This window comes from Streptomyces sp. NBC_01268, assembly GCF_036240795.1.
Taxonomy (GTDB): Bacteria; Actinomycetota; Actinomycetes; order Streptomycetales; family Streptomycetaceae; genus Streptomyces.
Map to the genome: position 1 here is coordinate 5,018,007 of NZ_CP108454.1, position 12,550 is coordinate 5,030,556.

Annotated in this window: 7 protein-coding genes; 6 read left to right on the forward strand and 1 reads right to left on the reverse strand. The window is 73.2% G+C overall.

What is annotated here, in order from left to right; genetic code table 11:
• Nucleotides 1-46: 46 nt before the first annotated feature.
• The 4 genes from OG309_RS22670 to OG309_RS22685 all read left to right on the forward strand — a co-directional run bounded on the left by OG309_RS22670 (nt 47) and on the right by OG309_RS22685 (nt 8,652).
• Nucleotides 47-3,226, forward strand: a complete 3,180-nt coding sequence (locus OG309_RS22670) for a protein kinase (protein ID WP_329423265.1) — start codon at nt 47-49, stop codon at nt 3,224-3,226.
• A gap of 142 nt (nt 3,227-3,368) precedes the next feature.
• Entirely contained in the window at nt 3,369-5,030 is a 1,662-nt protein-coding gene (locus OG309_RS22675) for a serine/threonine-protein kinase (protein ID WP_329423266.1), read from the forward strand.
• Nucleotides 5,031-5,134: 104 nt separating this feature from the next.
• Nucleotides 5,135-6,763, forward strand: coding sequence for a succinic semialdehyde dehydrogenase (locus tag OG309_RS22680; protein WP_329423267.1), 1,629 nt, complete (start codon nt 5,135-5,137; stop codon nt 6,761-6,763).
• 65 nt (nt 6,764-6,828) lie between these two features.
• A complete protein-coding gene (locus tag OG309_RS22685; protein WP_329423268.1) occupies nt 6,829-8,652 on the forward strand; it encodes a GMC family oxidoreductase in 1,824 nt (607 codons plus the stop codon).
• A gap of 678 nt (nt 8,653-9,330) precedes the next feature.
• On the opposite strand, the gene OG309_RS22690 is transcribed toward OG309_RS22685, so the two are convergent.
• Nucleotides 9,331-9,651 (reverse strand): chorismate mutase, encoded by a 321-nt coding sequence (locus OG309_RS22690; protein WP_402545410.1) that lies wholly within the window; start codon nt 9,649-9,651, stop codon nt 9,331-9,333.
• Between the two features lie 322 nt (nt 9,652-9,973).
• Between OG309_RS22690 and guaA the strand changes: the two genes are divergently transcribed.
• Nucleotides 9,974-11,566, forward strand: coding sequence for a glutamine-hydrolyzing GMP synthase (gene guaA, locus OG309_RS22695; protein WP_329423269.1), 1,593 nt, complete (start codon nt 9,974-9,976; stop codon nt 11,564-11,566).
• 124 nt (nt 11,567-11,690) lie between these two features.
• A complete protein-coding gene (locus tag OG309_RS22700) occupies nt 11,691-12,479 on the forward strand; it encodes a class II aldolase/adducin family protein (protein ID WP_329423270.1) in 789 nt (262 codons plus the stop codon).
• Nucleotides 12,480-12,550: the final 71 nt, after the last annotated feature.

Genomic DNA, 12,550 nt, shown 5'->3' on the forward strand with positions numbered 1-12,550 from the left:
CGTCAGGTCCGGGGCACGGGGGACGACAGGCGCGTGGGGAGGCGTCGTGGACGACTACGCGGGAAGGGTGCTGGCGGACCGCTACCGCCTGCCCGTGCCGCCGGCCGACGCGTACGACCTCGTCGAGACGCGCGCCTTCGACACCTACAGCGGACAGGAAGTCCGGATCCGGCAGGTGCCGCTGCCCGAGGTCGTCGACGCCGAACTCGTCGGCGACGAGCCGTACGCCGCTCCCGGCCGGGCCACCCGGCGTCCCGCCGACCCCGGCGTCCGCCGTGCCCTGGAGGCCGCCCAGGCCGCCGCGCAGATACCCGACCACCCGCGCCTCGACCAGGTCTTCGACGTGTTCGCCGAGGCCGGCTCGCTGTGGATAGTGAGCGAGTTCGTGGCGGCCACCCCGCTCTCCGAACTCCTCGCCGACGCACCGCTGAGCCCCTACCGGGCCGCCGAGATCGGCTCCGACCTGCTCACCGCCCTGCGCGCCCTGCACGCCCACGGCTGGACCCACCGGAACGTCACCCCGCGCACGGTCCTCGTCTGCGACGACGGCCGCGTCGTCCTCACCGGCCTCGCGGCGGGCGCCGCCGAGGAAGCCCTGTGCGGCTACGCCCCGGTCCCCCTCCCGGACGACGAGGAGCCGGCCTTCGGCCCGCGCCCGGCCGCCCGGGAGGACGACGAGGACGCGTACGGGGACGAGGACGCGTACGACGACGAGGGCGCGTACGAGACCGCGTACGGGGATGCGTACGCGGACCTGGCCGAGGGGCAGGGCGCGGGCGAGGAGCCGGGGGACGAGCCGGAGACGTACGCGACCGAGGAGTACGAGCCGGGACCGTACGCGGGCGAGGAGGCAGGCTCCGGGGACCACCGGGCCGAGCTCTACGGGGCGGGCGGCGGGTACGCGACCGGCGTCCCCTGGGAGCCCGTACCCGCCTACGAGCCCGTAGCCGCCCACGAGCCCCGGCCCGCCCACGACCCCGAGGCACTCCCGTCGGGCGGGTACGAGCGGCGCTTCGGCGGGACCGGTTCCGGCGGGACCGGATCCGACGAGGTACACGGGGCCGAGTCCGGCTACGACAGCGAGTCCGGGGCCGAGTCCGGCTACGACGCCGACTCCGCTCGCGACCAGGACCCGCACACCTCCTTCTACGGCCCCGAGCCCGCCGGCACCCCCTACGGCCCCGGCGAGGGCGCGGGTGCGCGGCCGGAGTTGCCGGCCGCGCCCGTCGTGCCCGCGCCCGCCACGCCGTCCGCCGCGGAGGTGCGCGCGGCGCGGGCCGGGGCGATCGCCGCGTACCGGGCGGGGGCCCGCGCCGCCGCCCGGCTCGGCGAGACCGGGGCGCTGCCCGTCCAGCGCCCGGCCGCCCCGGTACCCCCGGCCCAGGCAGCGACCGAGCCCCCCGACGAGCCGCCGACCGAGCCCCTGCCCCTGCCTCTGCCCGCGCAGCCCTCCGGCCCGCCCGTCCCACCAGCCGCGCCTGCCGCGCCGCAGTGGTGGGCACGGACGGACGGCGATGACGACGACGAGGACGACGAGGACGACGGCGACGACGAGACGGGTGGCGTGTACGGCGGGACGCCGCCGCCGCGCGCGTACCTCTCCGGGACCTGGAGCGACGGGCCGCACGCCTCCCGCGACGGCGCCCGCGCCGTCCCGGCGGGCGGCGGCGCGCTGCCCGCGCTCCCCGCCGGGTACACGGCGGCTGCCCCCGCGCCCCTCCCCGGCCCCGCCCCGGGCGCCCCGACGGGCGCCCCGGAATACCGCGGCCCGGTGACCCGGCTCGCGGCCGAGCGGGCCCGCCAGGCGCGGATCGCGGTCGTCGGCGCGGTCACCGAGCGCTGGGCGCCCGAGCAGGCGGGCCCGGTCCACGAGCACTGGCGGCTCGCCCCGCCGATCGGCCCGGCCACCGACCTGTGGGCGCTGGGCGCGCTGCTCTACCGGGCCGTCCAGGGCCACGCCCCGTACCCGGAGGACAGCGCCGCCGAGCTGGTCCAGCTGGTCTGCGCCGAGCCCCCGGCGTTCGCCGAGGAGTGCGGCCCGCTGCGCCCGGTCGTGGAGTCGCTGCTGCACCAGGACCCGACCGAGCGGCCCGACGTCGAGGTGCTGAGCGGCTGGCTGCGCTCGCTGGTGCGCTCGGCGCCCGAACCCGAGGCCGGGCTGGGTGTCGTGCCGCTGCCGTCCCCCGACGCGGCCAGGCTGCCCATCGTGCGGCGCCGCGGCGAGCTGGTGCGCCGGCGGCGCGGGGGCGCTGCGGGCGGCCGCCACCGGCACGCGAAGGGTGCCGTCCCGCGCCAGGGCCGTCGGCACGAGGACGCCCACGGCCCCCACGAGCCCCTGGAGGCCCGGCGGCCCCCGTACCCGGCCCAGGCCAAGTCCGGCTTCCCGTCCGGCTTTCAGAACGACTTCCGCAGCGACGGTCGCGACGACGACTTCCGGAGCGACCGGCGCGACGCCCACCCCGACGACGACTTCCGCGAGGAGATCCCCCAGCGCGCCGCACGCGGCTCGGGCGCTCCGCGCGGCTCGGGCGCTCCGCGCTCGCTCGGGCGGATCCTGCTGGTGCTGATCCTCCTGCTGCTGGCCGGAGCCGTCGCGTACGCCGTGCTGTTCATGCCCGGGAAGGGCGAGGGGAAGAACCCGACGGCGACGCCGCCCCCGGCGGGCGGCACCACCCCGCCGCCCGCGTCGACGAAGCAGGCCACCCCGTCGGCCACCCCGTCCGCGAAGCCCTCCAGCGTCCCGCCCCCGACGTCCGCCCCCGGCCCCGCGCTCGCCGCCGGATACGTACTGCGCAAGGACACCGAGGGCTTCGAGGTGGGCGTGCCGCGCGACTGGCGGCGCAGCCCGATCAACGACTCCGGGCAAGTGCGCTACACGGGCGGGGACTTCACGCTGATCGTGGTCCCGGGCCGGGACACGGTCCGGGCGAACGGCTCCGACCCCATGGCGTACCAGCGCACGAAGGAGCGCGAGCTCCAGCCCTGGCGGGACTCCTCCTGGTCCGGGGCCTCGGGGCTGCGGCGCATCGACATCGGCCGACAGGCCATGGCGGTGGGGCAGTTCACCTGGCAGGACAGCACCGGCCGGGAGGTTTTCGTCCGCAATCTGGCCCTGATCGACCGCGGCCGCTACCACGTCGTCCAGGTCATCGGACCGGAGAACGAACGGGACAAGGTGTCCGAGATCTACGACCAGGCGGTGAAGGCCTACCGGGCGACGCGCTGATCGAACGCCGGGTGAGGGGAGGAACGAACCGCCGAGTCCCCGACGTCCCGCCGGTCACAGTGTTGTTCCACAACCCGCCCCGAGGTTCCGTGCGCCGCACCCCCCTCCGTAACCTTGCTTCCGAGCAAACAGGCGGGGGCACGTGGAACATTCTGAGAGCACCGGCACCGGACTTCTGCTCGCCGGCCGCTATCGGCTGGGCGAGTCCATCGGGCGCGGTGGCATGGGCAAGGTTTGGCGTGCCCACGACGAGGTGCTGCACCGTGTGGTGGCCGTCAAGGAGTTGACGGCGGGCCGGTTCGTGGCCGAGGCCGACCGGCTGGTTCTGCACGCCCGGACGCAGAAGGAAGCGCGTGCCGCCGCCCGGATCACCCACCCGGGTGTGGTCACCGTGCACGACGTCCTGGAGCACGACGACCGGCCCTGGATCGTCATGCAGTACGTGGACGGGCCCTCGCTCGCCGACGCGGCCAAGGAGGCCGGCACCATCGAGCCGCGCGAGGCGGCCCGGATCGGCCTGCACGTCCTGGGCGCCCTGCGGGCCGCGCACGCGGCCGGCGTGCTGCACCGTGACGTGAAGCCGGGCAACGTGCTGCTCGCCCGCGACGGACGCGTCCTGATCACCGACTTCGGGATCGCGGCGATCGAAGGCGATTCGTCCATCACCCGGACGGGTGAACTCGTCGGCTCCATCGACTATCTGGCACCCGAACGGGTCCAGGGCGGTGACCCGGGTCCCGCCTCCGACCTGTGGTCCCTGGGCGCCACGCTGTACGCGGCGGTGGAGGGCGGCTCGCCGTTCCGCCGCAGCTCGCCGATCAGCACCATGCAGGCCGTGGTGACGGAGGAGCCGCCGTACCCCGAGAAGGCCGGCCCGCTCGCGCCGGTCATCGTGGCGCTGCTGCGCAAGGATCCGGAGCAGCGCCCTCGCGCGGACGAGGCCGAGCGGATGCTGCTCGACGCGATGGAGGGGCGTTCGCCGCAGGCCGCGCAGGCGTACGTGCCGACACAGCGGGTCCAGACGGAGGAGCTGGTCGCCGCCGCCCCCTCGGCGACCGCACAGCTGCCCACGCCGTACGACGAACCCGCGGCCGGCCCCGTTCCCGCGTCGGCGGGGCGGCCCTCCGCCGGTGCCACCGTTCCCGGGCTGCCGGGCGGCTCCGTCGGCGGCCGGGGCCGCTGGCGGGCGGCGCTCCTCGCGGCCGTGGTCGCCGGGCTCCTCGCGGGCGGCGCGGTCTTCGCCGCGATGACCCACATGGGCGACAAGGGCGACAAGAAGGGCGGCACGCCGGTCAGCCAGGCGACGGGCAAGGACGCCAAGGACCCGACCAAGGGCGCGGTCCCGGTCGGCTGGCAGCGGGTCGACGACCCGGAGGGCTTCAGCCTCGTCGTCCCCAAGGGCTGGAAGCGCCGGATGGACGGCGACCAGATCGACTACACCCCGGACGACGGACGCCACCGCATCCGCATCAGCATCGACCGGTCGCCCGACTTCGAGAACCCGTACATGCACATGCTCGATCTGGAGAAGATCGTGGCCAGGCGGGCGGAGTACCAGCGGATCCGGCTGACCCAGAACACCTTCCGCGACCAGGTCAACTCCGCCATCTGGGAGTTCACCTGGATCGAGAAGCAGACCTTCCCGGGTCCCCGCCACGCCATCGACCAGGTGTACTACGACGACGACGGCGTCGAGTACGCCCTGTACATGGCGTCGCCGGAGGAGGGCTGGGAGCGGACCCGCGAGCAGTTCGACATAGTGAAGAAGTACTGGCGGGCCCCGGGTGACGCCGTAAGCCCCTGATCAGGACTTATGTGCCAGCAATCGCTGGCGCGGTTGTGCGTGCCTGGTGAAAACGCGTTACTGACGGGTACCCAAAGGCGGGAATGCGGCCTACCCTCGGGCTCATGACGGACTCGCAGGCGCTCACCGCAACGGCCCCCGCCCCCCTCGGTACCAACCCCGTCGCCCCCGTGCCCGCCCGGGCACGCACGGCCGCCGACGTGGTCACGCCCGAGCTGGTCGCCCGGCTCACCCGCGGGGTCGCGGGCTCCGGCCGTACCGCCAACCACACCCCCTTCACCGGGGCGAAGCTGGCGGACCTGCCCGAGTCCACCCCCGAGGACGTCGCCGAGGCCTTCGCGCGCGCCCGCGCCGCCCAGGGCGCCTGGGCCGCGACGCCCGTCAAGGTCCGCGCGGCCGTGCTGCTCCGCTTCCACGACCTGATCCTCCAGCGCCAGGGCGAGATCCTCGACCTCATCCAGCTGGAGACCGGCAAGGCGCGCCTGCACGGCCACGAGGAGGTGCAGTCGGTCGCCGTCGCCGCCCGCCACTACGGCCGCAAGGCCCCCGCGTACCTGCGCCCCAAGCACCACACGGGTGTCGTGCCGACCCTCACCAAGGTCACCGAGCTGCGGCAGCCGCGCGGGGTCGTCGGCCAGATCGCGCCCTGGAACTACCCGCTGGAGCTGTCCGTCGGCGACGCGCTGCCCGCCTTCGTCGCCGGCAACGCCGTCGTGATGAAGCCGGACACCGAGACCGCGCTGACCGCCCTGTGGGCCCGCGACCTGCTCATCGAGGCCGGTCTGCCCGCCGAGGTCTTCCAGGTCGTCATCGGCGAGGGCCCGGTCGTCGGCCCCGAGGTCGTCCGCCACGCCGACTACGTGTCCTTCACCGGCTCCACCCGCACCGGCCGCGAGGTCGCCCAGGGCGCCGCGGCCCGGCTCATCGGCGTCACCCTGGAGCTCGGCGGCAAGAACGCCATGATCGTCCTCAAGGACGCCGACATCGAGAAGGCCGCCGCGGGCGCCGTCCGCGCCTGCTTCTCCTCCGCGGGCCAGCTCTGCATCTCCATCGAGCGGCTGTACGTCCACGAGTCGATCGCCGACGCCTTCCTGGACCGCTTCGCCGCCCGCACCAAGGCCATGCGGCTCGGCAACTCCCTCGCCTACGGCTCCGACATGGGCTCCCTCGTCGGCGAGCGGCAGCTGGAGACCGTCACCCGGCACGTCGACGAGGCCGTCGCCAAGGGCGCCAAGCTGGTCGCCGGCGGCGTCGCCCGCCCCGACATCGGCCCCCTCTTCTACGAGCCGACCATCCTCGACGGCGTCGAGGCCCCGATGGCCGTGTGCACCGAGGAGACCTTCGGACCGGTCGTCTCGATCTACCGCTTCACCGACGAGGACGAGGTCGTCGAGCGGGCCAACGGCACCCCGTACGGTCTGAACTCCTCCGTGTGGACCACGGACGCCCGCCGCGGACACGCCCTCGCCGCCCGGCTGCGCACCGGCACCGTCAACATCAACGAGGGCTACGCGCCCGCGTACGGCAGCGTCCGCGCCCCCATGGGCGGCATGAAGGACTCCGGCCTCGGCCGCCGCCACGGCTCCGAGGGCATCCTCAAGTTCACGGAGGCGCAGACCGTCGCCCAGCAGCGGCTGATCCCGCTCGCCCCGTCCTTCGGGATGGACGACGAGAAGTACGCGGCCTTCATGAGCACCTCCCTGAAGGTGATGAAGGCCCTGCGCCTGCGCTGACCCGCATCCCGTCTCGCCGTCCCGTTCGCCGTCCCTTCGCCGTTCCTTTTCGCACGAGGAGAGCCATGACCGCGGTACCCCCTGCCCAGAATCAGGCCGAGGACGGCTCGTCCGACGACGCGTACGACTACGACGTCATCGTCGTCGGCTCCGGTTTCGGCGGGTCGGTCACCGCCCTGCGCCTGACCGAGAAGGGCTACCGGGTCGGCGTCCTGGAGGCCGGCCGCCGGTTCACCCGGGCGACCCTGCCGAAGAACTCCTGGGACCTGAAGAACTTCCTGTGGGCCCCCTCGCTCGGCCTGTACGGCATCCAGCGCATCCACCTGCTCGGCAACGTCATGGTGCTCGCGGGCGCGGGTGTCGGAGGCGGCTCCCTCAACTACGCCAACACGCTGTACGAGCCGCTCGCGCCGTTCTTCGAGGACGCGCAGTGGAAGGACATCACCGACTGGCGGGACGAGCTCACGCCGTACTACGACCAGGCCAAGCGGATGCTGGGCGTCCGGCTCAACCCGACGATGACCCCCTCCGACGTGCACCTCAAGGCCACCGCCCAGGCCATGGGCATCGGCGACACCTTCCACATGGCCCCGGTCGGGGTCTTCTTCGGGGACGGCCAGGACGCGGGCGGCGCGGAGCGGGCCAGGGCGAAGCCCGGCGGCGAGGTCGCCGACCCGTACTTCGGCGGCGCGGGCCCGTCCCGCAAGGCCTGCACCGAGTGCGGCGAGTGCATGACCGGCTGCCGTCACGGCGCCAAGAACACCCTCAACGAGAACTACCTCTACCTCGCCGAGAAGGCGGGCGCGGTCGTCCACCCGATGACCTCGGTCGTCGCCCTCACCGAGGACTCGCGCGGCGGCTACGCCGTGAAGACCCTGCCCACCGACAACCGCAAGAAGGGCGCGGGCCGCACCTTCACCGCCCGCCGGGTGGTCGTCGCGGCCGGCACGTACGGCACCCAGACCCTGCTGCACCGCATGAAGGACACCGGCCTGCTGCCCCGGATCCCGGACCGGCTCGGCGAGCTCACCCGGACCAACTCGGAGGCGCTGGTCGGCTCGCAGACCACCGACCGCCGCTACCGCAAGCGGCACGGCAAGGACCGGGTCGACTTCACCAAGGGCGTCGCGATCACGTCCTCGATCCATCCGGACGAGAACACCCACATCGAGCCGGTCCGCTACGGCAAGGGCTCCAACTCGATGGGCGGCCTCACCGTCCTCCAGGTGCCCTACGGCGCGCACCGGGTCCGCAACTGGCTCGCCGAGCTGGTCAAGCATCCCGCGCTGGCCGTGCGCTCGCTCTCCAACCGGCGCTGGTCGGAGCGGACCATCATCGGCCTGGTCATGCAGTCCCTCGACAACTCGCTGACCACCTTCCGCAAGCCCGGCGGCCTCGGCAAGGGCCTGCTCACCGCCCGCCAGGGCCACGGCGCGCCCAACCCGACGCAGATCGAGGCGGCCACCCGGGCCGCCGCCCTGATGGCCGAGGAGATCAACGGCTTCGCCGGATCCAACATCGGCGAGCTGATGGGCACCCCGCTCACCGCGCACTTCCTGGGCGGCTGCCCGATCGGCGCGGACGCGGAGTCGGGCGTCATCGACCCGTACCACCGCCTCTACGGGCACCCGGGCATCTCCGTCGTCGACGGCGCGGCCGTCTCCGCCAACCTCGGCGTCAATCCTTCGCTGACGATCACGGCGCAGGCGGAGCGGGCCATGTCGTTCTGGCCGAACAAGGGCGAGGAGGATCCGCGGCCGCGGCAGGGGGAGGCGTACGTGCGGCTGGCCGCGGTCGAGCCCAAGTCGCCGGCGGTTCCGGCCGAGGCCTTCGGCGCGCTGAGGCTGCCGTTCCTGGGGATGCCGGCGGTGCCGCCGAAGAAGGACTGAGGGCGTTCCAGATAAGTGGAAAGGGCGCTGCACCCCCCTCCGAGTGCAGCGCCCCTCCAGCTTCTGGGTGGTGCTGCATAGATGACCGGTGACCTGGGGGATTGGTTGTAGCGTTCTCACGAGATCTTCATGTGACGCGCGTCACGTATGTGGAGGCCGGGCAACGCAGGGGCCCCGCGTCGCGATTCCGGTCGCGGTCGCGGGGCCCCTGGGGAATGCGGCGCCGGGGGAGTGGAGTGCGCCGCGGGGGAGGGAAGCGGAAGTGGGGGGAGAGCAGAGGGCGTGGGGAGGGGGACGGTGGGGGGATCTCGGATCGGTCGGCCGGGTGCGGCCGGCCCCGGGCGTCCCCGGGACCGACCGCCCTTTCTGGGTGACCGGGCTGCTGTCCCCTGCCGTCCGGTCACATGCGCTGGTGCGCGGTCCCACGACGCACCAGAGGTACGTCACACGCCCCAGCGAAGCCACGCGTGGTCTTGTTGCGGGCCCGCCCCTGGCTGGCACGGACAACACGACCAACGAAGCGGCGCCCGGCCCGGTCACGCGCCGTACGGGTGAGGACGCGACCGAACTCGGGTGCGGGGGTGCACCCCCCGCACCCGAGTCGGCCCGGGACGGGCGTGCGGGACGACGTGCGGGGCGGGTGGACGGGGCGGCGTACGGGCCGGGTGTGCGGGACGGTCAGATGCGGCCGCGGCACAGCTCCAGCATCGTCATCGCGAGCGCCGTGCCCGGCTTGCCGAGCGCGTCGCGGTAGTGGGCGAGGACCTCCATCTCGCGGGCCAGGTTCACCCGGCGCCCGCCGGAGGAGATCCGGGCCTCCTGGATCACGGCCGAGACGGCCACCCGTTCCTGGATCAGGCCGATGATCCGGTCGTCGAGCGTGTCGATGCGCTCCCGGGCGTCGCCGATCAGCGCGGCCGCCTCGTCGGTACGGGCACCGGTCTTCTCGGTCGGGGTCGGCGCGGTCTGGGCGACGGCGGTCTGGGTCATGGCGGTCATGTCGGGGCTCCGGGTGGTGTCGGGAGGCCCACGGGCGCTACGGCCCGGAAACGACAGACGCCCCGGGCCTTGTCGGCCCGGGGCGCCTGGGAAGTCGCTTGTCAGTTGCTCAAGCAGCACGACCATGGCAGCCGGTGGGCCGGTTGCCATAGGTAAAGACGTAGGTCGTGAGCTTGCGCATGGGGACAGTATGGACCCCTTTGGGCGCGGTGGAGCAATCCGGGTTCGGATGGTGAGACGAAAACCGGCCGCGGCTCGCCGGTAGAATCGACAAATAGCCCCCCTTCGGGGGAACCGCTCCTACCGCCGGAAGGCCGCCGTAGTGTCATCAGCGACCCCCGCTGCCGCGCCCGACGTCACCAACCCGGACGTAGTCCTCGTTGTCGACTTCGGCGCCCAGTACGCCCAGCTCATCGCCCGCCGCGTCCGTGAGGCCCGGGTCTACAGCGAGATCGTCCCGTCCACCATGCCGGTGGCCGAGATGCTGGCCAAGAACCCGAAGGCGATCATCCTCTCCGGCGGCCCCTCCTCGGTGTACGCCGAGAACGCCCCGCGCCTCGACCGCGCGATCTTCGAGGCCGGTGTCCCCGTCTTCGGCATGTGTTACGGCTTCCAGCTGATGGCGACCGCGCTCGGCGGCACCGTCGACAACACGGGCGCCCGCGAGTACGGCCGTACGCCGCTGCACGTCTCCAAGGCCGGTTCGACCCTCTTCGAGGGCACCCCGGTCGAGCAGTCGGTGTGGATGTCGCACGGCGACGCCTGCTCCGCCGCCCCCGAGGGCTTCAGCGTCACCGCGTCCACCGACGTGGTGCCCGTCGCCGCCTTCGAGAACGACGAGAAGAAGCTGTACGGCGTCCAGTACCACCCCGAGGTGCTGCACTCCACGCACGGCCAGCAGATCCTGGAGCACTTCCTCTACCGCGGCGCCGGCATCGAGCCCAGCTGGACCACCGGCAACGTCATCGAGGAGCAGGTCGCGGCCATCCGCGCCCAGGTCGGCTCCAAGCGCGCCATCTGCGGTCTGTCCGGCGGCGTCGACTCCGCCGTGGCCGCCGCGCTCGTGCAGAAGGCCATCGGCTCGCAGCTCACCTGCGTCTACGTCGACCACGGCCTCATGCGCAAGGGCGAGACCGAGCAGGTCGAGAAGGACTTCGTGGCCGCGACCGGCGCCAACCTGGTCGTCGTCGACGCCCAGGAGCGCTTCCTCGACGCGCTCGCCGGCGTCTCCGACCCGGAGACCAAGCGGAAGATCATCGGCCGCGAGTTCATCCGCGTCTTCGAGCAGGCCCAGCTGGAGATCCTCCAGGAGGAGGGCCCCGAGGTCGCCTTCCTCGTCCAGGGCACGCTCTACCCGGACATCGTCGAGTCCGGCGGCGGCACCGGCACGGCCAACATCAAGTCCCACCACAACGTGGGCGGCCTCCCCGACGACATCGAGTTCGAGCTCGTCGAGCCGCTGCGCCAGCTGTTCAAGGACGAGGTCCGGATGGTCGGCCAGGAGCTCGGCCTGCCGGAGGAGATCGTCCAGCGCCAGCCGTTCCCCGGCCCCGGCCTGGGCATCCGCATCGTCGGCGAGGTCACCAAGGAGCGCCTGGACCTGCTGCGCGATGCCGACGCCATCGCCCGCGAGGAGCTGACGGCCGCCGGTCTCGACCGCGAGATCTGGCAGTGCCCGGTCGTGCTGCTCGCCGACGTCCGCTCCGTCGGCGTCCAGGGCGACGGCCGCACCTACGGCCACCCGATCGTGCTGCGCCCGGTCTCCTCCGAGGACGCCATGACCGCGGACTGGTCGCGCCTGCCCTACGAGGTGCTCGCCCGCATCTCGACCCGGATCACCAACGAGGTCGCCGACGTCAACCGCGTCGTCCTCGACGTGACCAGCAAGCCGCCGGGCACCATCGAGTGGGAGTGACCCCTCCCCGCGCCCGCGCGTGAGCGTGTGAGACCGCCGTCCCCGTACGTCACGGGGGCGGCGGTTTCGCTTTGGCCCGTACGGGCTCTGGTGACTTGCGGGAGCGGGCGTTACCTTCCGGCGCATGACCCAGACACCGGCGCCGGTCCCCGTCGAGCAGCTCCATTTCGCCATGCCGCCCGTCCACGCGACGGCCGCGGAGGAGCGCACCCACCGCAAGCAGCGACTCGCCGCCGCGCTCCGGGTCTTCGGGCGGCTCGGATACGAGGAGGGGGTCTCCGGACACATCACCGCCCGCGACCCGGAGCTCGCCGACTGCTTCTGGGTGAACCCCTTCGGCGCCCCCTTCGCCGAACTCACCGCGAGCGACCTGATCCTGGTCGACGGCGACGGGCGGGTGGTCTACGGCGCCCACCACGTCAACCAGGCCGCGTTCACCACGCACGCCGAGGTGCACCGGGCCCGGCCCGACGTCGTCGCCGTCGCCCACACCCACTCCGTGCACGGGCGGGCACTCGCCGCCCTCGGCGAGCTGATCGACCCGATCACCCAGGAGGCCTGCGCCTTCTACCAGGACCACGTCCTCTACGACGCCTACACCGGCGTCACCGTCGACCCCGAGGAGGGCCGGCGGGTCGCGGTGGCCCTCGGCCTCTTCAAGGGGATGGTGCTGCGCAACCACGGGCTGCTCACCGTCGGTTCCTCCGTCGACGCGGCGGCCTGGTGGTTCATCGCCATGGAACGCTGCGCCCAGGTCCAGCTGACCGCGCGGGCGGCGGGCCAACCGGTCCTGATCGACCACCGGGACGCCGTCGCCACCCGCGAGCAGCTCGGCAGCGATCTGGTGGCCTGGATCAACTACCAGCCGCTGTGGCGCCGGATCAGCCGTACGGAGCCCGAACTCCTGTCGTAGAAGGCGCCGTTACGTCAATGTGATGACTCTTCAATCACTCCCGCGCGAGGTGTGCACGGCCCTCCGGACAC

Bases quoted from the DNA above. Each gene is read 5' to 3' on its own strand.
- OG309_RS22685 (WP_329423268.1), top strand. From the start codon at position 6,829: ATGACCGCGGTACCCCCTGCCCAGAATCAGGCCGAGGACGGCTCGTCC.
- OG309_RS22680 (WP_329423267.1), top strand. From the start codon at position 5,135: ATGACGGACTCGCAGGCGCTCACCGCAACGGCCCCCGCCCCCCTCGGT.
- OG309_RS22690 (WP_402545410.1), bottom strand. From the start codon at position 9,651: ATGACCGCCATGACCCAGACCGCCGTCGCCCAGACCGCGCCGACCCCG.
- OG309_RS22700 (WP_329423270.1), top strand. From the start codon at position 11,691: ATGACCCAGACACCGGCGCCGGTCCCCGTCGAGCAGCTCCATTTCGCC.